The organism is Colwellia sp. PAMC 21821 (assembly GCF_002077175.1).
Classification (GTDB): domain Bacteria; phylum Pseudomonadota; class Gammaproteobacteria; order Enterobacterales; family Alteromonadaceae; genus Cognaticolwellia.
Window position 1 is genome coordinate 1,681,966 of sequence record NZ_CP014943.1, and the last position, 25,884, is coordinate 1,707,849.

12 protein-coding genes are annotated in these 25,884 nt (G+C 40.9%); 4 read left to right on the top strand and 8 right to left on the bottom strand.

Going from position 1 to position 25,884, the window contains the following annotated elements:
* Positions 1-48 precede the first annotated feature (48 nt).
* The 4 genes from plsB to A3Q33_RS07165 all read left to right on the top strand — a co-directional run bounded on the left by plsB (position 49) and on the right by A3Q33_RS07165 (position 10,624).
* Complete coding sequence (gene plsB / locus A3Q33_RS07150; protein ID WP_231295799.1) at positions 49-2,493, top strand: glycerol-3-phosphate 1-O-acyltransferase PlsB; 2,445 nt, start codon at positions 49-51, stop codon at positions 2,491-2,493.
* 639 nt (positions 2,494-3,132) lie between these two features.
* Positions 3,133-7,740, top strand: coding sequence for a glutamate synthase large subunit (gltB, locus tag A3Q33_RS07155; RefSeq protein WP_081179361.1), 4,608 nt, complete (start codon positions 3,133-3,135; stop codon positions 7,738-7,740).
* A 20-nt stretch (positions 7,741-7,760) separates the two neighbouring features.
* Entirely contained in the window at positions 7,761-9,251 is a 1,491-nt protein-coding gene (locus tag A3Q33_RS07160) for a glutamate synthase subunit beta (protein ID WP_081179362.1), read from the top strand.
* Positions 9,252-9,607: 356 nt separating this feature from the next.
* Positions 9,608-10,624 (top strand): IS110 family RNA-guided transposase, encoded by a 1,017-nt coding sequence (locus A3Q33_RS07165; RefSeq protein ID WP_081178271.1) that lies wholly within the window; start codon positions 9,608-9,610, stop codon positions 10,622-10,624.
* Between the two features lie 982 nt (positions 10,625-11,606).
* Here the strand turns inward: A3Q33_RS07165 and tuf are convergent.
* From tuf to rplJ, 8 genes are all read right to left on the bottom strand, one after another.
* On the bottom strand, positions 11,607-12,791 hold the full coding sequence (gene tuf, locus A3Q33_RS07175; protein WP_081179363.1) for an elongation factor Tu: 1,185 nt from the start codon (positions 12,789-12,791) through the stop codon (positions 11,607-11,609).
* A gap of 68 nt (positions 12,792-12,859) precedes the next feature.
* Positions 12,860-14,956 carry an elongation factor G gene (gene fusA, locus A3Q33_RS07180; RefSeq protein ID WP_081151033.1) on the bottom strand — a complete coding sequence of 699 codons (2,097 nt, stop codon included), beginning with the start codon at positions 14,954-14,956 and terminating at the stop codon, positions 12,860-12,862.
* 140 nt (positions 14,957-15,096) lie between these two features.
* Positions 15,097-15,570 (bottom strand): 30S ribosomal protein S7, encoded by a 474-nt coding sequence (rpsG, locus tag A3Q33_RS07185; RefSeq protein WP_081151031.1) that lies wholly within the window; start codon positions 15,568-15,570, stop codon positions 15,097-15,099.
* Positions 15,571-15,679: 109 nt separating this feature from the next.
* Positions 15,680-16,054: a 30S ribosomal protein S12 gene (rpsL, locus tag A3Q33_RS07190; RefSeq protein ID WP_011045492.1), complete on the bottom strand. Its 375-nt coding sequence runs from the start codon at positions 16,052-16,054 to the stop codon at positions 15,680-15,682.
* Between the two features lie 215 nt (positions 16,055-16,269).
* Positions 16,270-20,475, bottom strand: a complete 4,206-nt coding sequence (gene rpoC, locus A3Q33_RS07195; protein WP_081179364.1) for a DNA-directed RNA polymerase subunit beta' — start codon at positions 20,473-20,475, stop codon at positions 16,270-16,272.
* A 106-nt stretch (positions 20,476-20,581) separates the two neighbouring features.
* Positions 20,582-24,610 (bottom strand): DNA-directed RNA polymerase subunit beta, encoded by a 4,029-nt coding sequence (gene rpoB, locus A3Q33_RS07200; RefSeq protein ID WP_081179365.1) that lies wholly within the window; start codon positions 24,608-24,610, stop codon positions 20,582-20,584.
* Between the two features lie 198 nt (positions 24,611-24,808).
* Complete coding sequence (gene rplL / locus A3Q33_RS07205) at positions 24,809-25,171, bottom strand: 50S ribosomal protein L7/L12 (RefSeq protein WP_081151025.1); 363 nt, start codon at positions 25,169-25,171, stop codon at positions 24,809-24,811.
* Between the two features lie 114 nt (positions 25,172-25,285).
* Positions 25,286-25,780: a 50S ribosomal protein L10 gene (gene rplJ, locus A3Q33_RS07210; protein WP_081179366.1), complete on the bottom strand. Its 495-nt coding sequence runs from the start codon at positions 25,778-25,780 to the stop codon at positions 25,286-25,288.
* Positions 25,781-25,884: the final 104 nt, after the last annotated feature.

The following is a 25,884-nucleotide window of genomic DNA, read 5'->3' on the forward strand; positions in this document are numbered from 1 at the left end:
TTTCATGTTAGGTATTACAATCGACAGTCAAATAAAACTGAGTAAAACATGATGTTAGCCATTCGTAAATTATTTTATTTATTATTACGTTTACCGATAAAGTTGTTGGTGCGTTGCAAAGTTGTTGCCGACGAAATAATTAATTCAGGTCAATTGACCACTGAGCAGCCGGTATTTTATGTACTGCGCCATCAATCAGCTAGTGATGTTTTATCGCTGCGTACCGCCTGTAAAAAAGCTAACTTACCTGATCCCTTAGCGCCGGTAAATGTTGATGGCGAAACCTTCTCTCGTTTATTGTTTTTAGAAAAACCCAAGGCTTTATTTAATTGGCGAAAACCGCAAAAAACCACGGCAATAGCACAAGGCTTTGAACTACTTAATGCTCACGCTAATAATGAAGAATTAGATGCTCAACTAATTCCTGCCAATGTTATTTGGGGACGCACCCCAACAAAAGAGAAAAACAACACCAACGTTGGTGCGCTGCTAACCGATCAAGAATCGCCGACCTGGTTAAGAAAGTTTTTTATCGTATTATTTTTAGGTCGCCATACCATGGTGCGCTTTAGTGAAGCTATTTCATTTCGCCACATGGCAGATAAACATGGCAGTGATGAAGCCAGTGCACGGAAACTAATGCGTATTGCGCGTTTTCATTTTCATCGTCAAATTATTGCGGCCACCGGGCCTAGGCTTATGCATCGCCAGCAGATGTTCGCTAATTTGATGGTTAATCCCGCTATAAAACGGGTGATCAGTGAAGAAGTGAAAAATAAAAACATCACTGAAGCAGAAGCGAAGAAACAAGCTTTAGCAATTATGGACGAAATTGCCGGCGATTATCGTGATGTTACCGTACGTTTCGGCGAACGAATTCTCGGTTGGCTATGGAATCGACTGTATAACGGCATTGAAGTTAATAAAGCTGAACGGTTAAGAAACTTAGCGCAAGAAGGTCATGAAATAATCTACGTACCTTGCCACCGCAGTCACATGGATTATTTACTCCTGACCTATGTTATTTTTCAACAAGGCTTAGTAACCCCGCGCATTGCTGCCGGTATTAATTTAAATTTCTGGCCTGCGGGCCCTATTTTTAGGAAAGCAGGTGCCTTTTTTATTCGCCGCAGTTTTAAAGGCAACAGACTTTATTCGACTATCTTTCGTGAATATTTAAGCTTACTTTTTGAACGTGGTTATTCTGTAAAATATTACTCGGAAGGTGGCCGAAGCCGAACAGGTCGTTTACTTTCACCTAAAACGGGTATGTTGGCGATGACTATTCAAAGTATGCTGAGAGGCATCGACCGACCGTTAACCTTAGTGCCGGTTTATTTGGGTTATGAACATGTAATGGAAGTGGGTACTTATCACAAAGAATTGAGCGGTAGCCAAAAGAAAGGTGAATCGATATTTGGCGTGATTAAAGCGATTCGCAATTTGCGTAATTACGGTAAAGGCTACGTTAATTTTGGCGAACCCATCAATATTAATCAGTTTTTAAATAATCAGGTTCCTGACTGGAAACAAGCAATAGACCCTATTGACCCACAAAAGCCAACATGGTTAAACCCCTGCGTTAACGTGCTTGCACAGAAAGTTATGACCTCAATCAACCAATGTGCCGCGTTAAATGGCGTTGCCTTAGTTTCATTAATTTTACATGCGACAGAAAATAAAGCACTGACTAAAGCCGAGTTAATAAGTCAACTTGATTTTTTCATCGATATACAACGTGCTGCGCCTTACCACACCGAGTTAACCATACCAAATGAAAGCGGCGCAGAGCTTTTAGCGCATGTCATATTATTGAATAAAGTGACCATTAACCAAGACAGTTTTGGTGACATTATTTCTTTAAGCGAAAGCGCAATATTAGAGCTACGCTACTATCGCAATAATATTATTCACACCTTTATATTACCGTCATTGGTGTGTCGTTTATTAGAACGTAATGCAAAAATTAGTCAAGATAGTTTGCTCGGTCAAACTCAGCGTTTAGTCGCATTATTGCAGACCGATTTATTTTTATGGCAATCAGTAGAAGACGTAGAGCACCAAGTGCTCGCCGTTTGTCAGTTCTTGGCTGAAAAGGGAATTGTAAAACAAAGCAAGTCAGGGGCTTGGTCATTAAGCAGTGACGATGACAATAGAGCGAAAATACGGTTAATCGCAGAGTGTGTTAACGAAACCATGCAACGATTTGCCATAATAACATCATTGCTTGGCCAATTAGCTCCGGTTAAAAAGTCTGAATTAAATGAAAAGGTTGTTGCTATCGCTCAACGTTTATCCGTACTAAACGACATCAATGCGCCTGAATTTATTGATAAAAAGGCACAATCAACCTTAATTACAGCAATGAAAGATCACGGTTATATCGTATTAGATGACGATGATAAATTAGTAGATAGCAGCACATTAAGCTTATTAAAAAGCTCGGTCAGTAATTTAGTCGATATCGAAGTTCTGCAAAGTATCGTGCGTTAATTTTATAGTAAAGATTATTAACAACTAACTAACTAACTAACTAAGAAGACAGGCTTATAATGGTGATAAAGATTATAACGCCTGTTTTTTAAGCAACACACCAATACATAATGTTGATATAGGCGTTTTAAAGATAATTCCTCATCAGTAGCGCTGTAAATCGATGCAGATTTATTTCCTGTTCCCTTTATTACTGACTGTTTATCTTCAGCATGTTTTTCACACGCTAAGCACTGTCTGATGGCATTTTATATACCTTAAAATAAAACGTAAAGTATATGCTCAAGTACCTAAATACATAGCTATAATATAAGATATAAATAACTTATAGTGTCAATATAAAGGGCTTTTAATAATAATTCATCACTATTTATATTCAAATAATTAGCATATAAATTCACTTTATTGTTGACTCAGAGGCGTTTTACAGATAATTTTCCCGACCGCTTTAAATAATGATTTTCATTAATGACATGTCGTCTTATAAAAACTCAGTAGAAGTTTGCGATAGAAGTTCAAGAAATTCAAAGTAATATTCTGAAGGATCAGTAGCGCACACTTTGAGCATTAAAAATATATGACTGAATTAGCTAGCAGTATTTAGCTAATAGTAATGGTTTGATGAAATAGGAATAAGCAATGAATGATATGAGCAAAAAATCCCAAGGTCTTTATCGCGCCGAGTTTGAACATGACAGTTGTGGCATTGGCTTTGTAGCCAACCTAAAGGGTAAAAAATCTCACGATATTATTGAAAATGCACTCACCATGTTGAGTTGTATGGAACATCGTGGTGGTACTGGATTCGACGTAAAAAGTGGCGACGGTGCCGGCATTCTTATTCAAATCCCTCACGAATTTTTAAGCCAAGAAACGGCTAGCTTAGGGTTTACCTTACCAGACGCAGGAAATTACGGCGTTGGGATGATTTTTTTCCCACCTGAGCAAGCGCAGAGCGACGCGTGCAGAAAGACATTAAACCAAAATATTACTGATCTGGGCTTAACCTTATTAGGTTATCGAAATGTCCCGGGTGATAACTCAATGTTAGGTGCTGCTTCACTTGAAAGCGAACCAAACATTGAACAAGTGTTTATTGCCAAGCCAGAAGGATTATCAGCTCAAGCGTTTGAGCGTAAGCTATTTGTGCTGCGTAAATACACCTCTCATCAAATTAATGACACTATTGCCAACGAACGTGACGAATTTTATGTCACCTCAATGTCATCAACCAAAATTGTTTATAAAGGCCAATTTACGACCCAACAAGTTCGCCAATATTATCTTGATCTACAAGACGAGCGAACTATCTCTGGTTTGGCGATGTTCCATTCTCGTTTCTCAACTAACACTTTTCCCGCTTGGCGTCGTGCACAACCATTTCGTTATATCGCCCATAATGGCGAAATAAACACTGTTCGCGGTAACATTAACTGGATGAATGCCCGTGAAGCATTGTTTAGCTCCGTTAATTTTAGCGACGCTGAATTAAAAATGTTAACACCCATTTGTAATAACGATAACTCTGACTCTGCCAACCTAGATATGGCCATTGAGTTATTGGTACTAAGCGGACGTTCGCTAGCACAAGTTATGATGATGATGGTGCCTGAAGCTTGGCAAACACAAACCGATATGGATGCCACTAAGCTCGCATTTTATGAGTATTATGCTTGTATCATGGAACCGTGGGATGGCCCTGCCTCGTTATCGTTTACCGATGGTAATGTTATCGGCGCGACACTAGATCGTAACGGTTTACGTCCTTCGCGTTACTTGTTAACCGACGATGGTACGTTAGTCATGGGGTCTGAAACAGGTACCTTATGCGTTGATCAATCAACGGTTGTTGAAAAAGGTCGCTTGCAGCCAGGTAAAATTTTTATTGCTGATTTAGAGCAAGGTCGTATCATCAGTGATGACGAAGTAAAGCAGCAAGTAAGCTCGGCACAGCCTTATGGCCAATGGCTAGCGAAAAATAAAATTGAGTTAGATAAGTTACCTGTACCTAGGGCTTCTATCGCACAGCCGCCATTAACTGAGCTACGTAAAATACAAAAAGCCTTTGGTTATACCAGCGAAGACCTTAATTTAGTGCTTGCTGGCATGGTTGGTACGTCTAAAGAGCCGCTTGGCGCTATGGGTACAGATACACCATTAGCCGTGCTCTCGCATCGCCCACAACAGTTATCACATTACTTTAAGCAGTTGTTTGCTCAGGTGACTAACCCACCAATCGACCCAATTCGTGAAGAACTGGTGATGTCATTGCGTGGTTATATCGGTAAGTCACTTAACTTACTTGAAGAAACAGCCGCCCATTGTCATAAGGTTGAAATTGACCAACCCGTGCTAACCAATGAGCAATTACGCAAGTTGCAGTATATTGATAATGACCATCTGCAATCAAAAACGATCAGTATTACTTTTAAAGCCAACGGCCAAGCCGGCGCGCTTAAAAAGGCACTTGATCGAGTTTGTTTATATGCAAAAAATGCCGTTGAAGATGGTTATGCCATCTTAATATTAAGTGATCGTGAAGTTGATAGTGACCATGTCGCTATTCCGTCAGTTTTAGCGACAGCAGCGGTGCATCATTATTTAATTCGTGAAAAGTTACGTTCTTACGCAGATATTATTCTTGAATCTGCTGATATTCGTGAAACACATCACTTTGCTACTGTTATTGGCTATGGCGCAGCAGCCGTAAACCCATACCTAGCACTAGAGAGTATGTATGGTTTACGTGATGAGGGCGTACTTGATACTACGTTAACCAACGAACAAATTGCCGACAAGTACACTGCCGCTGTGGGCAGCGGTTTATTGAAAACTTTTTCTAAAATGGGTATTTCAACGTTACAGTCTTATTTAGGCGCACAAGTTTTTGAAGCTTTAGGCATAAACTCTGACGTTGTTGACCAATACTTTACTGGTACTGTCAGTAGAATCGAAGGCTTAAGCTTAGATCAAATCGCTCAAGAAGCGCTTTTACGTCACCGTGAAGGTTTCCCTGAGGCGAGCCGTATCGCCATTGAGAACCTATTACCCACCGGTGGTGAGTACTCGTGGCGTCATGATGGCGAACGTCATCTATTTAGCCCTACGGTTATTCGTTTACTTCAGCATTCAACAGCGAGTAACGATACTAATCAATTTAAGCAGTATACAAAAACCGTTGATGAACAAAGCAAAGAAGCCTTTACCTTGCGTGGCTTACTTGAGCTAAGCAGCGATCGCCCTGCTATACCATTGAGTGAAGTTGAACCGATTGAAAATATTTTTAAACGCTTTGCATCAGGCGCCATGTCATTTGGCTCAATCTCTTGGGAAGCACACACAACTTTAGCCATTGCCATGAACCGTATTGGTGGTAAGAGTAACAGTGGTGAAGGTGGTGAAGACCCTATTCGTTTTACGCCGTTAGAAAATGGCGATTCAATGAATTCACGTATTAAGCAAGTTGCTTCGGGTCGTTTTGGCGTAACTAGCCATTACTTAACGAATGCTGACGAACTACAAATAAAAATGGCGCAAGGCGCAAAACCAGGTGAAGGTGGTCAATTACCGGGTGATAAAGTAGATGCTTGGATTGGTAAAACACGTGGTTCAACACCAGGTGTAGGCTTAATTTCGCCACCACCACATCACGATATTTATTCTATTGAAGATTTATCGCAACTGATTTTTGATCTTAAAAACGCCAACCGTGACGCTCGTGTTAATGTTAAATTGGTTTCTGAAGCCGGTGTAGGTACTGTCGCATCAGGTGTGGCCAAAGCCTATGCTGATGTAGTACTTATTGCGGGTCACGATGGCGGCACAGGTGCTTCTCCATTAAGTTCAATTAAACATACTGGTTTACCGTGGGAACTTGGTTTGGCTGAAACCCATCAAACCTTGGTACGTAATAAATTGCGTAGCCGTATTACCGTACAAACTGATGGCCAACTTAAAACACCGCGCGACTTAGCCATTGCAACCCTGCTTGGTGCTGAAGAGTATGGCATGGCAACTACAGCACTTGTGGTTGAAGGCTGTATTATGATGCGTAAGTGTCATTTAAATACATGTCCTGTTGGCATTGCAACACAAGATAAAGGCTTACGTGATCGCTTTACGGGTCGTGCCGATATTTTAGTTAACTTCTTTACCATGATGGCGGAAGGTTTACGCGAAATCATGGCTGAACTTGGCTTTAATAGTATCGAGCAAATGGTTGGTCAAACTCAGTGTCTTAAGCAGCGTAAAGACGTTGACCATTGGAAATACAAAGGTGTTGATTTAACACCGCTATTGCACAAAGTAGAGTGCGATGAAAACGAAACACTATATCAATCCATTAATCAGAAACATCTAATTGACGATATTATTGATCGTAAGATGATAAAAGATGCCAAAGCGGCACTTGATAGTCAGCAAAGTGTTGCACTTGAATATGATGTTATTAACACCGATAGAACCATAGGTGCAATGATTTCAAATGAAATATCTAAAAAGTATCAAGCTGAAGGCTTACCAGAAAATACTATTAAAGTTAAGTTTAACGGCTCAGCAGGTCAAAGTTTTGGTTGTTTCTCAGCCAAAGGCTTACATTTTGAACTTGAAGGCGATGCCAATGATTACTTTGGTAAAGGGCTTTCTGGGGCAAATCTTGTGGTATACCCGAGCAAGCAAGCTAAATTCTCAGCCAGTGAAAACATATTAATTGGTAATGTTGCGTTCTTTGGCGCAACGTCAGGCAGTGCCTTTATACGGGGAATTGCAGGTGAGCGTTTCTGTGTTCGTAACTCGGGTGCAACCGCTGTTGTTGAAGGCGTTGGCGATCACGGTTGTGAATACATGACCGGCGGTAAAGTCGTTATATTGGGCTCAACGGGTCGTAACTTTGCCGCAGGTATGTCTGGTGGCGTCGCTTATGTACTTGATAAGAACAATGACTTTGCACCTAAATGCAATATGGAAATGGTAGCCTTAGAAACAGTAGATAGCGCTGCAGAAAGTCTTGAATTAAAAGCACTAATCACCCAACATTTTGATGCTACAGGCTCAGATGTCGCGAGTGATTTACTAAAAGATTGGGACAACAGTGTTAAGCGCTTCGTTAAAGTAATGCCTATTGATTACAAACGAATGCAAGGTTACATGAATGACGTGCGCAGCAGCGGGAAGTTTGAGTCAGAGTATGACATTGCCGTTGAAGCATTCGATATCCATTTAAACAACATAGCTAGCGCTAAAGCTTAAGCTGCCAAGGAGAATATATTATGGGAAATCCAACAGGATTTATCAACGTAGGTCGTGCCTTGCCAACTGAACGCAACGCAGGTGAACGTTTAATTGACTGGCTTGAAGTCTATGAAGAAATACCACTAAAAGATGTCGAGAAACAAGCTTCTCGCTGTATGGATTGCGGTGTACCTTTTTGCCAATCAGCAAAATCAGAGTTTGCCCCAGTAGTAGCAGGTTGTCCGGTGAACAACGTTATTCCTGAATGGAATGACTTAATTTACCGAGGACGCTGGAAAGACGCGATCGAGTTATTGCATAAAACCAACAACTTCCCTGAGTTTACTGGTCGAGTATGTCCAGCACCTTGTGAAGGCGCTTGTGTACTTGGTATTAACGCTGACCCTGTTGCTATTAAGCTGCATGAAAAAGAAATTATTGATCACGCTTTTAAAGAAGGATGGGTAGTAGCTCAACCACCTTCAGCACGTAGTGGTAAAAACGTTGCGGTTATTGGTTCGGGCCCTGCAGGCCTTGCTGCGGCAGCACAGCTGAATAAAGCAGGCCATATGGTGACTGTTTATGAACGTGCCGACCGTATTGGTGGTTTGCTCATGTACGGTATCCCGAACATGAAGCTACAAAAAGAATTAGTGCAGCGTCGCGTTGATATTTTAGCTCAAGAAGGCATTGTTTTTGTCACTAATACAGAAGTAGGTAAAGACATTAGTGTTGAGCAACTCGAAACAGATTTTGACTCAGTAGTGCTATGTATTGGGGCTACGGTACCGCGCGATTTACCTGTTGAAGGCCGTGAACTTAACGGTGTGCATTTTGCCATGGACTTCTTAAAAGCGAATACTAAAAGCTTGCTGGACAGTGAACATAAAGATGGTCAGTATATTAATGCTCAAGGCAAAAATGTTGTCGTTATAGGTGGCGGTGATACGGGTACTGATTGTATTGGTACTTCATTGCGCCATCAGTGTAAAAGCGCCATACAGCTAGAAATAATGCCACGTCCACCAGAGAAACGTGACGAGAATAGTAACCCTTGGCCAGAATGGCCAAAACGCTTGTTAGTTGACTACGGTCAAAAAGAAGCGATTGAGATGCAAGGCCAAGACCCACGTCAATACTTAGTAATGACTAAGAAAATTGAAAGTGACGGCCAAGGTAATGTTAAAGCAGTTCATACTGTCGATATTACCTGGGAGCGCAATGACAAGGGACAAATGTTCCCACAAGAAGTTGCCGGTAGTGAAAAAGCTATTCCTGCTGATATCGTCCTTATCGCAATGGGCTTTATGGGCCCTGAAGGCGGCCTAGTTGAACAATTTGGCCTTGAACAAGACAATCGTACTAATATTGCTGCAGAGTACGATAAATTTGCTACCAGTAAGCCTGGCGTGTTTGCCGCGGGTGATGGTCGTCGCGGTCAAAGCTTAATCGTTTGGGCCATTGATGAAGGTCGCCGTTGTGCTCGCGAAGTAGACACTTACCTAATGGGCAGTAGCTACTTGCCATAACCAATAGCTTAAACAGCTACATATTAATAATAAGCCCTACCGTTGTCATTTCGGTCGGGCTTTTTTATTATTTGCTGATTACAACAATACCAAGTGACTTATACCAATTGAAATAAATAATCGATCATTTTAAGGCGGTTTAAATCGTCAATAACTGCGTTGTTTTCAATCACACACGCCCGCTATTACTCGACAATTGCTCCTGCATTGTTCTACTTACCGGCATCCATGCCCTAATCAATAAAACGCCTTGCCTGCAGGGATAATGGTATGGACCCACTCCAACTTTATTTCCGGCCTCTTTAGGGCCAAAATGAAAGTGATAACAATCATTTATAAAAGCGGAGTGGATCAACATGAAGATTACTACAATCGGTTTAGACATTGCAAAATCAATTTTTCACATGTTCGCTGTGAATAAAAATGGGCGATTTGTAAAAAAGAAACAATTAAGAAGAAAACAAGTGTTGAGTTTCATGGCAACATTAGAGCCTTGCCTAATTGTAATGGAAGCTTGTGGCAGTGCGAACTACTGGGCTAGAAAATTTATTGAATTGGGGCACCAAGTAAAACTTATTGCGCCTCAATATGTAAAACCCTTCGTTAAAGGCAATAAAAATGATTATAACGATGCCGAAGGTATTGCAGAGGCAGCGCAACGCCCGACCATGAGGTTTGTGCCAATTAAATCGATAGAACAACAAGATATTCAAAACTTCCATCGACAACGTGAACGCATAAAGAAAGAACGTAAAGCATTAGCAAGTCAGGTACGAGGCTTGTTAGGAGAATATGGCATTGTCATCAATAAAGGTATTTCTGCAATTCGCAATGAACTGCCGGATATTTTAGAGGATGCGACAAATGAGTTAACGTATTTAAGTCGGGAGATATTTAATGAGTTATGGCTTGAATTTCAAGTCACAGAAGTGAAGTTTAAAGCGTGTGAAGTTCGCTTAAACACGATGAATAAAGAAAATGAAATATGTGTTCGCTTAGATGAAATATTAGGTATTGGAGCAATCACAGCTAGCGCTACTTATGCAGCTGCAGGAGATGGAAAAGACTTTGTAAATGGTCGACATTTTTCGGCATGGCTTGGGCTTGTTCCTGGGCAGCATTCAACGGGTGGAAAGGCCACCTTACTCGGTATAAGTAAACGCGGTAATAGTTATTTAAGAACACTATACATCCACGGGGCCCGGGCAGTATTAAGGCACAGTGAAAACAAAACTGACCGATTTAGTTTGTGGGCACAAGCGTTAAAATCCCGACGAGGACACAACAAAGCATGCGTTGCTGTGGCGAATAAAATAGCAAGAATGGCTTGGGTAATAATGGCGAAGGGGGAAAGTTATCGCCCGGCTATATAAATAAAGCTCAAAACTGAAGCAAGTTAGATTGGTTTCAGTGATGAGATAACAGTAAAACCCTTTTACTTCAGTTGCAAAAGATAAATTAATCGGATGGTAAGATAGTCAGACTGGCTTGCACAAAACCTGGTACCTGCATTGGCTAATAAAAAAGCCGGAGGGATGATGAGGAGTGTGAGCGCAAACAACCATCGGGGCCAGAAGGTAAAAATCCTTCATAAACAGGCCGGATATATGAGAGCAATGATTTTCTCTTACATAACGATTAAATGTCTTGCAAACGGAGTGGGTCCATATATGCAGGTACTTATGTTTAGTCTGGAACAATAAACATGTATTCTTGAACAATTTATCCTCGCTTAAAATTGGTCAATAACTTATTACATTTGGTATTAATTAGCTGCTCATTTTAATGGTTAAATGAATAAATACGGCGTTATAAAATTAATAAGTAAAATAACGACTGACTACATATTATGCATTGTCATTATTATGATGTAAGAACATCTAACGATACGGCAGCCAATATTCCGTAAGCAAAGCAGGTGTTGGAAATTTAGCCTAGATTATAATGATAGATTATTTAGTCAAATCTCTATACTAGCAACATCACTCATTATCCGATCATTCCTACCAGTTCACGCCATTCCGGCGGCTAATGAACAACATTAACCTACCCAGAAAATAAAAAAGACGCCGAAGCGTCTTTTTAAAGGGTGTTTCTAATATCTGCTATTAAGCGATACATTCTTTAAGGTAAGCGCAGATACAACACCAGCACCCGAGCCAAGTTTATTAATCTCTTAATAACAAAAAAGACGCCGAAGCGTCTTTTTAAGGTTTGGTGTCTAAAAATTATTAAGCAATACTTCTCTAAGGTAAGAGCAGATACAACACCAGCACCCGAGCCAAGTTTATTAATCTCTTAATAACAAAAAAGACGCCGAAGCGTCTTTTTTAAGGGTGTTTCTAATATCTGCTATTAAGCGATGATTTTAGATACAACACCAGCACCAACAGTACGACCACCTTCACGGATAGCGAAGCGTAAACCTTCGTCCATCGCTACTGGGTTGATAAGCTCTACAACAAACTTTAAGTTGTCGCCTGGCATTACCATTTCAACACCTTCAGGAAGCTCTACAGCACCTGTGATATCTGTTGTACGGAAGTAAAACTGTGGACGGTATCCTTTGAAGAATGGCGTATGACGACCACCTTCATCTTTACTTAACACGTATACTTCAGATTCGAATTTAGTGTGAGGTAAAATTGAACCAGGTTGACATAAAACTTGACCACGTTCTACGTCTTCACGCTTAAGACCACGTAAAAGAACACCACAGTTCTCGCCAGCACGACCTTCGTCAAGAAGCTTACGGAACATTTCAACACCTGTACAAGTCGATGTTTGTGTATCACGGATACCAACAACTTCTACTGAATCGCCAACTTTAACGATACCACGTTCAACACGACCTGTTACAACCGTTCCACGACCTGAAATTGAGAATACATCTTCGATAGGCATGATGAATGCACCGTCGATTGCACGCTCTGGCTCTGGAATGTATGTATCTAATTGGTCAGCAAGTTCAATGATTTTAGCTTCCCATTTCTCGTCGCCTTGAAGAGCGCCAAGTGCTGAACCTTGAATTACCGGTAAATCATCACCTGGGAAGTCATATTCAGAAAGAAGTTCACGAACTTCCATTTCTACTAATTCAAGTAATTCATCGTCATCTACAACATCACATTTGTTCATGAATACGATGATGTAAGGAACGCCAACTTGACGTGATAACAAGATGTGCTCACGTGTTTGTGGCATAGGACCATCTGTAGCAGCAACTACTAAGATAGCACCATCCATTTGAGCAGCACCCGTGATCATGTTTTTGATGTAATCAGCATGGCCAGGACAATCTACGTGGGCATAGTGACGTGCCGCTGTATCGTACTCGATGTGAGAAGTATTAATAGTAATACCACGCTCACGCTCTTCAGGAGCATTATCGATTTGTGCGAAGTCTTTAACTTCACCACCGTGTACTTTAGTTAATACTGCAGAGATAGCAGCTGTTAAAGTTGTTTTACCGTGATCAACGTGTCCAATAGTACCAACGTTAACGTGCGGTTTATTACGTTCAAATTTTGCTTTAGCCATTTTTCAATTACCTTAAAGTTTATTAAAAGCCCGGCCAAAAGACCGAGCCAGACTTTCAAAAAGCCTTACTAAGATTCAATTATTTTGTCGGCAACTGCTTTTGGTGCTTCGCTATATTGCTGAAACTCCATTGCGTATGATGCGCGACCTTGAGTTGCACTACGTAATGCCGTAGCGTAACCAAACATTTCAGATAGTGGCACAAGTGCATTCACTACCTTCGAACCAGCTGGACCTTCGTCCATGCCATCGATCATGCCACGACGACGATTTAAATCACCGACAACATCACCCATGTTTGCTTCAGGCGTTATAACTTCAACTTTCATCATAGGTTCAAGGATCACCGGTGATGCTTTTAGCACCCCCTGTCTAAAACCTATTGATGCAGCGACTTTAAACGCCATTTCGTTAGAGTCAACGTCATGAAAAGACCCATCGTAAAGCGTAACCTTGATGTCTAATAACGGGTAACCCGCTAAAACACCACTGTCCATCTGCTCTCGACAACCCTTTTCAATTGATGGGATAAATTCTTTTGGAATAGTACCACCAACAATTTCGTTAACAAACTCAAAACCTTTACCTTCTGGTAAGGGTTCCAATTTCAACCAAACATGACCAAATTGACCACGACCACCTGATTGACGAACAAATTTACCTTCCACTTCTACTGATGAACGTATGGTTTCGCGATAAGCCACTTGTGGATTACCGACATTACATTCAACGCCAAATTCACGTTTCATGCGTTCAACTAAAATATCGAGGTGTAATTCCCCCATACCAGAAATGATGGTTTGACCCGTATCTTCATCAGAGACTACTCTAAATGACGGATCTTCTGCGGCCAATTTACCTAACGCAATACCCATTTTTTCTTGGGCTGCGACAGTTTTTGGCTCAACTGCTACAGAAATTACTGGCTCAGGAAATTCCATACGCTCAAGTGTGATCACGTGATTCGCATCACATAAAGTATCACCTGTGGTGACATCTTTAAGACCGATAGCCGCAGCTATATCACCTGCACGTACTTCTTTAATTTCCTTGCGGTCATTCGCGTGCATTTGCACAATACGACCTAAGCGCTCTTTTTTGCCTTTCACAGGATTGTATATACTGTCGCCAGTTTTTACTACACCTGAATATACGCGAAAGAACGTTAATGTACCGACAAACGGGTCTGTCGCAATTTTAAATGCTAAAGCAGCAAATGGCGCTTTATCATCGGCTTCGCGACAACCTTCAGTTTCGTTTTTGTCATTATTAATACCTTTTATTGCTTCAACATCTGTTGGTGCAGGTAAAAATTCTATGACAGCATCAAGTACTGCTTGTACGCCTTTATTTTTGAAAGCTGAGCCACAAGAACAAAGGACAATTTCATTGTTTAGCGTACGGGTACGTAGCGCAGATTTTATTTCTGCTTCGGACAAATCGCCTTCTTCAAGGTATTTATCCATTAGCTCTTCAGAGGCTTCTGCAGCTTCAGAGACAAGATTTTCATGCCAATGATCGGCTTGTTCTTGCATCTCTGCTGGAATATCTTCATAAGTGAAGGTCATTCCCTGGTCACTTTCGTTCCAGTTAATGGCTTTCATTTTTATTAAGTCGATAACACCAGTAAAGTCTTCTTCAGCACCAATTGCTAAATGAATAGGTACTGCATTGGCTTTCAAGCGAGAATTAAGTTGCTCAACAACAGCTAAGAAGTCTGCACCTGTACGGTCCATCTTATTAACAAAAACTAAACGCGGAACAGAGTATCTCTCCATTTGACGCCAAACAGTTTCTGTTTGTGGTTGAACTCCTGAAGATGCACACAATACTAGTACAGCACCATCTAATACACGTAAAGAACGTTCTACTTCAATCGTAAAATCTACGTGACCAGGGGTATCAATAATATTGATATGGTGATCTTCAAATTGTGCTTCCATCCCTTTCCAGAAACAAGTAGTAGCCGCAGAGGTTATGGTTATACCACGCTCTTGCTCTTGCTCCATCCAGTCCATAGTGGCTGCGCCATCATGAACTTCACCGATCTTATGTGAAAGACCAGTATAGAAAAGTACCCTTTCTGTTGTTGTCGTTTTACCGGCATCGACATGAGCACAAATACCAATGTTACGGTAACGCTCAATAGGGGTTATACGTGCCACAATTTCTTCCTCTTTCTGAGATTTTTCCCAGATTATAAAACAGTTGTGGCTATCACTTTGTATCTTTACAGATACTCGGTGATAACCACGGCAATACGCTTGCTACTATATTACTAGCAATTTTTGCTAGTAAATAGTATCTACCAACGGTAGTGAGCGAATGCTTTGTTAGCTTCGGCCATACGGTGAACGTCTTCACGTTTCTTAACCGCTGAACCTTTGCTGTCAGACGCATCTAACATTTCGTTAGCTAGGCGCTGAGCCATTGATTTTTCACCACGTTTACGAGCTGCTTCAACTAACCAACGCATGGCTAGTGCATTACGACGCACAGGACGAACTTCAACTGGAACTTGGTAAGTAGAACCACCAACACGACGAGACTTTACTTCCACTTGTGGGCGGATGTTGTCTAACGCTGTTTCGAATAACTCAAGATGAGATTTCTCAGTGTTTTTCTCAGTTAAAATGTCTAATGCACCGTAAACAATTTTTTCTGCAGTAGATTTTTTACCATCAACCATAAGGATGTTGATGAATTTTGCTAAAAGTTCGTTGTGGAACTTAGGATCTGGCAATATTTTACGTTGCCCTACGACGCGTCTTCTTGGCATCTTAATTCTCCGTTATATTCAGGATAAACCCAAAATGTAATATGTTATTTGGCCTTACTTAACGTTTCTATTCTTTTACTTATCTTTTGATAAGTACAGAAAGGGAAACTTAAGATTTAGGTCGTTTAGCACCGTATTTAGAACGGCCTTGTCTTCTATCGCTTACGCCTGAACAATCAAGTGCGCCACGAACGGTGTGGTAACGCACACCTGGTAAATCTTTAACACGACCACCGCGAATCAAAATAACGCTATGCTCTTGTAAGTTGTGACCTTCACCACCGATGTATGAAGTTACTTCGAAGCCGTTAGTTAAACGAACACGAGCAACTTTACGTAATGCTGAGTTAGGTTTCTTTGGTGTAGTTGTATACACACGAGTACATACGCCACGACGTTGTGGACAAGCTTGTAACGCTGGAACGTTACTTTTAGTTACTTGTCTTACACGTGGTTTACGTACTAATTGGTTAATAGTTGCCATTAAATAGCTCCCGATTAGTTAAATTTGTGTAAATTCCAATCAATGGGGAAATTTACACCCTTATAAACGTGAAAATCCGCGACTCTAGATTCAATACACAAAGGTACGGAATATAGGGTCGCGGAATTCTATAGGTCAAGCTTTAACCTGTCAAGCTTTACTCGCATTAGACAGGTTAATCATCTGCTTTTTAACCGATTTATCTTTATCATTTACTATGAAGATAAATCTGCATTTAAAGCATCTGTTAATGCTTGCGCTGCGTCGTCAGCTGATACTGTTACTTCTTCTACCGGAACGGCGTTTTTAGCACGCGCGCGTTCTTGATGGTAAGAGTAACCTGTACCTGCTGGGATTAAGCGACCAACAATAACATTCTCTTTCAAGCCACGAAGTTTGTCTTTCTTACCAGCTACTGCTGCTTCAGTAAGTACACGTGTCGTTTCTTGGAAAGATGCAGCCGAGATGAATGACTCAGTTGCTAATGATGCTTTAGTAATACCCATCATTTGCATTTCGTATTCAGCTGGTTGCTTGCCTTCAGCTTCTAACTCACGATTAGAGATGTTTACACGCGCAACTTCCAGGATTTCACCTTTAAGGAAATTACTATCACCGGCATCTAAGATCTCACACTTGCGGATCATTTGACGTACGATAACTTCGATGTGCTTATCGTTAATCTTAACACCTTGTAAACGGTATACTTCTTGTACTTCGTTAACAATGTAGTTAGCCACTGGTGCAACACCACGTAAACGTAAGATATCGTGTGGAGACTCTGGACCATCGGCAATAACTTCACCTTTAAGTACAGATTCACCTTCAAACACGTTTAATTGACGCATTTTAGGGATCATCTCTTCGTATACTTCACCACTTGGTTGAGTGATAAGTAAACGCACTTTACCTTTAGTCTCTTTACCGAAAGCGATAATACCTGTTTTCTCAGCTAAGATAGCTGGAAGCTTAGGTTTACGTGCTTCAAATAAATCGGCAACACGTGGTAAACCACCGGTAATATCACGAGTTTTTGACGATGCTTGTGGAATACGCGCTAACGCATCACCAATACCAACTTCTGCACCATCTTCAAGGTTAATAATCGCGTTACCTGGTAAGAAGTACTGTGCTGGAATTTCAGTACCAGCGATCATTACATCATTACCTTTAGCATCAACTAACTTAACCGCTGGGCGCATTTCTTTACCTGCAGTGTTACGTTGACCAGCTTCAGTCACGACAATACTTGATAAACCAGTAAGTTCATCAGTTTGACGAACCATAGTTACGCCATCGATAAGCTCAACGAATTGAACCTTACCACCAACCTCAGTAATAATTGGATGCGTATGCGGGTCCCAATTAGCAATGATGTCGCCTGCGGTAATTGCTTCGCCATCTTTCTTATTCAAGATAGTACCGTAAGGTACTTTGTAACGTTCTTTCTCACGACCAAGCTCATCAATTACTGTCAGTTCAGATGAACGTGAAGTAATCACTAAGTGATCTGCTGAGTTAGTTACAAACTTAGCGTTTTGTAGTTTCAGTGTACCTGTGTTCTTAACTTGTACGTTGTTTTCAGCAGATGCACGAGATGCAGCACCACCGATATGGAACGTACGCATGGTTAACTGAGTACCAGGTTCACCGATAGATTGTGCTGCCACAACACCAATCGCTTCACCTTGGTTAATCATATGACCACGAGCCAAATCACGACCGTAACAATGAGCACAAATACCAAAATCTGTTTTACAAGTAATGATTGAACGAACTTTCATTTGATCAATTGAGTTTTCTTCAATGAAATCACATAAAGCTTCGTCAATAAGTGTATTACGAGGTAATAACACTTCATCAGTACCAGGTTTAACAACATCTTCAGCTACAACACGACCAAGAACACGTTCACGTAACGGCTCAACAACATCACCACCTTCAATCAATGGTGTCATTTGTAGACCGTCTAATGTGCCACAATCATGTTCGGTAACAACCAAATCTTGTGCAACATCAACTAAACGACGAGTTAAGTAACCCGAGTTAGCTGTTTTCAATGCCGTATCAGCCAAACCTTTACGCGCACCATGAGTAGAGATGAAGTATTGTAATACGTTCAAACCTTCACGGAAGTTAGCGGTGATTGGTGTTTCGATGATTGAGCCATCTGGTTTAGCCATCAAACCACGCATACCTGCAAGCTGACGAATCTGAGCGGCACTACCACGAGCACCAGAATCCGCCATCATGTAGATTGAGTTGAAAGAGTCTTGCTCTTCTGGCTCACCATCACGGTTTATTACTGTTTCTTTTGATAAGTTGTCCATCATCGCTTTCGAGATTTTCTCGTTGGCAGAAGACCAAATATCAATAACTTTGTTGTATTTTTCACCCTGAGTTACAAGACCTTGCTCGAACTGAGTTTGAATTTCTTTAACTTCTTCTTCTGAATCTTCGATGATGGTGTATTTCGCCGCTGGAATAACCATATCGTCGATACCAACTGAAGCACCCGCGATCATCGCGTAGTGGAAACCTGTGTACATAATTTGGTCAGCAAAGATAACAGTATCTTTAAGACCTAAGTTACGGTACGCATGGTTAATCAGTTTTGAAATTGGCTTTTTACCTAGTGGCTGATCAATAAGATCATAAGGCATGCCATCTGGACATACTTGCCATAAGATCGCACGACCAACAGTCGTATCGCGAAGCTTAGTAATAGGCTCAAGTACACCTTCAGCATTACGCACATGTTCAGTAATACGAATTTTTACACGCGCATGAAGTTCAGCAAAACCTGTACGGTATGCTTTTTCAGCTTCTTTGATGTCGGTAAAAATCATACCTTCACCTAAACCATTTACACGATCGCGTGTTAGGTAATATAAACCTAATACAACATCCTGTGATGGTACGATGATAGGGTCACCGTTCGCTGGAGAAAGTACGTTATTCGTTGACATCATCAACGTACGTGCTTCCATTTGTGCTTCGATTGTCAACGGTACGTGTACCGCCATTTGGTCACCATCGAAATCGGCGTTATATGCCGCACAAACCAACGGATGCAAATGAATCGCTTTACCTTCAATCAATACAGGTTCAAACGCTTGGATACCCAATCTATGAAGTGTTGGTGCACGGTTAAGCATAACCGGATGTTCACGAATTACTTCGTCAAGTACATCCCAAACTTCAGCGCCTTCGCGCTCTACCAATTTCTTAGCAGCTTTGATTGTTGTGGCTAATCCACGCGCTTCTAATTTACCGTAAATAAATGGCTTGAATAATTCTAGTGCCATTTTTTTCGGTAAACCACATTGATGCAAACGTAATGTAGGACCAACAGTAATTACAGAACGACCAGAGTAATCTACACGTTTACCTAGTAAGTTCTGACGGAAACGACCTTGCTTACCTTTGATCATATCGGCAAGTGATTTAAGAGGACGTTTGTTAGAACCAGTAATTGCGCGACCACGACGACCATTATCTAGCAATGCATCAACAGACTCTTGCAACATACGCTTTTCGTTACGTACGATGATATCTGGTGCTACTAGGTCAAGAAGACGTTTTAAACGGTTGTTACGGTTAATTACACGACGGTATAAATCGTTTAAGTCAGACGTTGCGAAACGGCCACCATCCAAAGGTACCAACGGACGTAAGTCTGGTGGTAAAATTGGTAAAACGTTCATGATCATCCACTCAGGTTTGTTACCTGATGCTGCGAATGCTTCCATTAATTTTAAACGTTTAGTGATTTTTTTACGCTTAGTTTCAGAACCAATCTCAGGCAATTCTTCACGCATTTGCGCTACTTCGCCATCAAGATCAATCTGTTGTAATAACGCAAGTACCGCTTCAGCACCCATAAGGGCGTCGAATTCGTCACCGTGCTCTTCTAACGCATCAAGATATTCTTCTTCAGTTAGAATTTGGCTTTTTTCTAATGTCGTCATACCAGGTTCGGTAACAACATAAGATTCAAAGTAAAGTACACGCTCTATATCACGTAACGTCATGTCTAATAATAGACCGATACGTGATGGCAATGACTTTAAGAACCAAATGTGAGCAACTGGGCTTGCTAATTCGATATGACCCATACGGTCACGACGAACTTTAGTTAATGTAACTTCAACGCCACATTTTTCACAAATTACACCACGATGCTTAAGGCGTTTGTATTTGCCACAAAGACATTCGTAGTCTTTAACTGGACCAAATATACGCGCACAGAACAAACCATCTCGTTCCGGCTTAAAAGTACGATAGTTAATCGTCTCAGGTTTCTTTACTTCACCAAATGACCATGAACGAATCATGTCAGGTGAAGCTAGCCCGATGCGAATTCCATCGAACTCTTCTGTTTGATTTTGTTGCTTAAGAAACTTAAGTAAATCTTTCACACACTCTCTCCTGTCGGAGTTAAATACCGGAGAGAACAGTTATCTGTTCTCTCCCTGTACTGACTTATAGCAGCTGCTAAGTGTCAGCAATGTAGCTTAAGGTAGCCTAGTCCTGATCTAATTCGATGTTGATACCCAACGAACGAATTTCTTTCAACAATACGTTGAATGATTCAGGGATGCCCGGTTCCATACGATGATCACCGTCAACTAAGTTTTTATACATCTTAGTACGACCGTTAACATCATCAGATTTAACCGTTAGCATTTCTTGCAAGGTATAAGCGGCACCGTATGCTTCAAGTGCCCATACTTCCATCTCACCGAAACGCTGACCACCAAACTGTGCTTTACCACCAAGAGGCTGTTGCGTTACTAGCGAGTATGAACCCGTAGAACGCGCATGCATTTTGTCATCAACTAAATGGTTCAGTTTCAACATATACATGTAACCAACAGTCACAGGACGCTCAAAGTTACGACCAGTACGGCCATCAGTAAGCGTAAATTGACCACTTTCAGGCATATCAGCAAGTTTAAATAAGTCTTTAATCTCTTTCTCACTTGCACCATCAAATACTGGAGTAGCAATTGGAAGACCTGCACGTAAGTTACCTGCTAAGCGCATAATTTCATCATCAGAGAATGAATCAATATCAACTTCTTGGCGAGACTCACCTAAGTTGTAAACTTCTTTTAAGAATTCACGTAATTTGTGAATTTCTAATTGAGCTTCCAACATACGGTTAATTTTCTCACCAATACCACGCGCTGCCATACCTAAATGTGTTTCTAGGATCTGACCAATGTTCATTCGTGATGGTACACCCAACGGGTTAAGTACAACATCAACTGGAACACCGTGCTCATCGTAAGGCATGTCTTCAACAGGTACTACGTTTGAAATAACACCTTTGTTACCATGACGACCGGCCATTTTATCACCTGGCTGGATACGACGTTTAACAGCTAAGTAAACTTTAACTATTTTCAATACGCCTGGCGCTAAATCAGCACCTTGAGTGATTTTACGACGCTTAACTTCATACTTCTTATCAAAGTCTGCTTTAATGTTGTCGTATTGTTCAGCGATTTGTTCAAGCTCTGACTGTTGACCTTCATCAGCCAAGTTTTGAACTAACCACTTATCACGAGACATACTGTTTAGATCAGATTCATTTAAACCTGACGCTAATAACAATTTCTTCGCACGAGCGTATATACCATCTTCTAAAATACTGAACTCATCACCCAAGTCTTTCTTAACTTGTTTAAGTTGCATTTCTTCGATTTCAACAGCACGAGCATCTTTTTCTACACCGTCACGGGTGAAGATTTGTACATCGATGATAGTACCAGACACTGAGTTAGGGACACGTAAAGAGCTGTCTTTAACATCAGCGGCTTTTTCACCAAAGATTGCACGTAAAAGTTTTTCTTCTGGTGTTAATTGTGTTTCACCTTTAGGAGTAACTTTACCCACTAAGATGTCGCCACCATTAACTTCAGCTCCAATGTAAACAACACCCGCTTCATCTAATTTAGATAATGCAGATTCGCCAACATTTGGAATATCAGCAGTAATTTCTTCACTGCCAAGTTTAGTATCACGAGCGATACAAGTTAATTCTTGAATATGAATCGTAGTGAAACGATCTTCTGTAGCTACACGCTCAGATAACAACATTGAATCTTCAAAGTTGTAACCATTCCAAGGCATGAAAGCGATACGCATGTTTTGGCCAAGTGCCAATTCACCCATATCTGTAGAAGGACCATCTGCTAAAACATCACCACGAACTACAGGCTCAGCCATACGACACAATGGACGTTGGTTGATACAAGTATTTTGGTTTGAACGGGTGTATTTAGTTAAGTTATAAATATCAATACCCGCTTCACCAGCGTGCATTTCATTTTCATTAACTTTAACGACGATACGTGAAGCATCAACGTAAGTAACAACACCGCCACGTTTAGCAACAACTGTTACACCAGAATCAACCGCAACAATTTTCTCCATACCCGTACCAACAAGTGGTTTATCCACTCTTAATGTAGGTACAGCTTGACGTTGCATGTTCGAGCCCATCAAGGCCCGGTTAGCATCATCGTGTTCTAGGAACGGAATAAGTGATGCCGCTACTGAAACGATTTGTTGTGGTGAAACATCCATATACTGAACTTGTTCAGCAGACATTAGTGTAAATTCGTTTTTATGACGACAAGCAACTAAGCCTTCAACCAATTTACCATCGGCATCAACTGCAGCTGTAGTTTGTGCAATAACGAAATTACCTTCTTCAATTGCAGAAAGGTAATCTATGTCATCTGTCACTAAACCATCAACAATTTTACGGTAAGGAGTTTCCAAGAAACCGAAATCGTTAGTACGTGCATAACACGATAACGAGTTGATCAAACCAATGTTTGGACCTTCCGGCGTTTCAATTGGACAAACACGACCATAATGCGTTGGATGTACATCACGTACTTCAAAACCTGCACGTTCACGTGTCAAACCACCTGGCCCTAAAGCAGAGATACGACGCTTATGCGTCACTTCTGACAATGGGTTGTTTTGATCCATAAATTGTGACAATTGTGATGAACCAAAGAATTCTTTAACGGCAGCAGAAATCGGCTTAGCGTTAATTAAATCTTGTGGCATGATCGCATCTAAGTCACCAAGACTTAAACGTTCACGAACAGCACGCTCAACACGTACTAAACCAACACGGAATTGGTTTTCTGCCATTTCACCAACAGAACGGATACGACGGTTACCTAAGTGATCGATATCATCAACTTCACCTTTACCGTCACGAATGCCGATCAAAGTTTTCATTACTGAAATGATATCTTCTTTAGATAATACACCAGTACCGACATCATCAGCATTGCCAACACGACGGTTGAACTTCATACGACCAACTGTTGATAGGTCATAACGTTCTAGTGCGAAAAATAAGTTATTAAATAACGTATCAGCTGCATCTTTTGTCGGTGGCTCGCCAGGACGCATCATACGGTAAATTTCAACTAGTGCTTCTAAGCGGTTAGTTGAGTTATCTACGCGAAGTGTGTCTGACATATATGAACCAACATCGAATTCGTTCATATATAAAGTAGAGAGTACTTTGTGTCCCGCTTGGCTTAATTCAGCTAGTAATTCTAGCGTAATCTCAGCATTCGCTTCAGCGATTACTTCACCAGTAGACTCATCAATGTATGCTTTAGATAGTACTTTACCTACAATATACTCTGCAGGTACTTCTAAAATTTTCATTTTCTCTTTTGATAAAGAGCGAATATGACGTGCGGTAATACGACGACCCTGTTCAACTAAAACATCACCTTTAGGGAGTTTTATGTCGAAAGTAGCTGTTTCACCACGTAAGCGTTCTGGAATTAAATCCATTATTAGCTTATCGCCTTTAATCGTAAAATTAGTCGTATCGTAGAAGATATCTAAAATTTCTTCAGTTGAGTACTCTAAGGCACGCAAAATGATTGACGCCGGTAATTTACGACGACGGTCAATTCGAACAAATAAGTTATCTTTTGGATCAAATTCGAAATCTAACCATGAACCACGGTAAGGTATAACGCGAGCGTTATATAACACTTTACCTGAAGAATGCGTTTTCCCTTTATCATGATCGAAAAACACACCTGGAGAACGGTGTAATTGAGAAACAATAACACGCTCAGTACCATTGATGACAAACGTACCGTTGTCAGTCATTAATGGTATTTCACCCATGTATACTTCTTGTTCTTTGATATCTTTTACTGTGCCTGCCGCCGCTTCTTTATCATAAACGACTAAACGTAATTTAACGCGTAATGGCGCAGAGTAGGTGATACCGCGGATTTGACATTCTTTAACATCAAATAACGGCTCGCCCAAACGATAGCTTACGAATTGTAATTCTGAGCTACCAGAATAAGCTTTAATTGGAAAAATAGAATGAAATGCAGCCTCTAGGCCTGTTTCACCTGTTGGATCAATATCAATAAACTTACGGAAAGATTCGAGTTGGATTGATAACAAGAATGGATAGTCCATTACTTGCACACTTTTACCAAAGTCCTTACGAATACGTTTCTTTTCAGAGTAAGAGTAAACCATGGGGTTCCTCAGCTTGCTGGTTATGGCCGATCTGCCTTCAAAAAAGACAGGATATTGCAGTGATACTTCTTTTATCAAGTATCAAATAATGCACTGTTTTGGTTTAAAAAAAAACCACTTTCTTTAGCGCAAAAAGGCCGGTGACGTTTAAATCACCAGCCATTGCCTTTTCAGGCAAATAATCTGTTTAAAAACAGATTATTTGATCTCAACAGAAGCACCTGCTTCTTCAAGAGTTTTCTTAAGCTCTTCAGCTTCAGCTTTGTCAACGCCTTCTTTAATCGCTTTAGGAGCTGATTCAACTAAATCTTTAGCTTCTTTCAAGCCAAGACCTGTAGCGCCACGAACTGCTTTGATTACAGCAACTTTCTTCTCGCCGAAGCTAGTCATTACTACGTCAAATTCAGTTTTCTCTTCAGCAGCTTCAGCTGGGCCAGCAGCAGCAACAGCAGTTGCAGCAGATACGCCAAACTTCTCTTCCATTGCTTCGATTAGTGCAACAACGTCCATTACTGACATTTCAGCAACTGCGTTTAGGATATCGTCTTTAGAAATAGACATTTTAAATTTCCTGTTTTTTAATAAACAGCCTTTGGCTGTTTGAAATAACTATAAATACAAAAAGTGCGAATTGTGCTCTGCATATGTTTAAGTAATAGCAGAGGAAAACAATTATTAAGCAGCTTCTTGCTCTTTCTGATCGCGTACTGCAGCAATTGTGCGGACAAGTTTGCCTGCAGATGCTTCTTTCATAGCGCTCATTAAACGTGCAATTGCTTCGTCGTAAGTAGGTAGCTTAGCTAACATGTTTACGTCTACTGCGTTACCTTCAAATGCTGCTGCTTTTAATTCAAATTTTTCGTTAGTTTTAGCGAAATCTGTGAATAAACGTGCTGCTGCACCTGGATGCTCGTTTGAAAATGCAATTAATGATGGACCAACTAATGTGTCAGAAACACATTCAAAGTCAGTACCTTGTAATGCACGACGTGCTAACGTGTTACGGATAACTTTCATCCATACGCCGTTTTCACGTGCTTGCTTACGTAATACAGTAATTGCTTCAACTGAAACACCGCGTGAATCCGCGACTACAGCTGATTGAGCGCCATTGGCAGCTTCTTGAACTTCAGCAACAATTGCTTTTTTGTCATCAAGATTGATAGCCATTGGCTTTACTCCTGGTTCACCGGCAAAATATAACCGGTATTTACTATCCCTAAGCCAATTAATATTCGCTTAGGCCGTTACGGCGAGGACCAGAATTAGGAAAT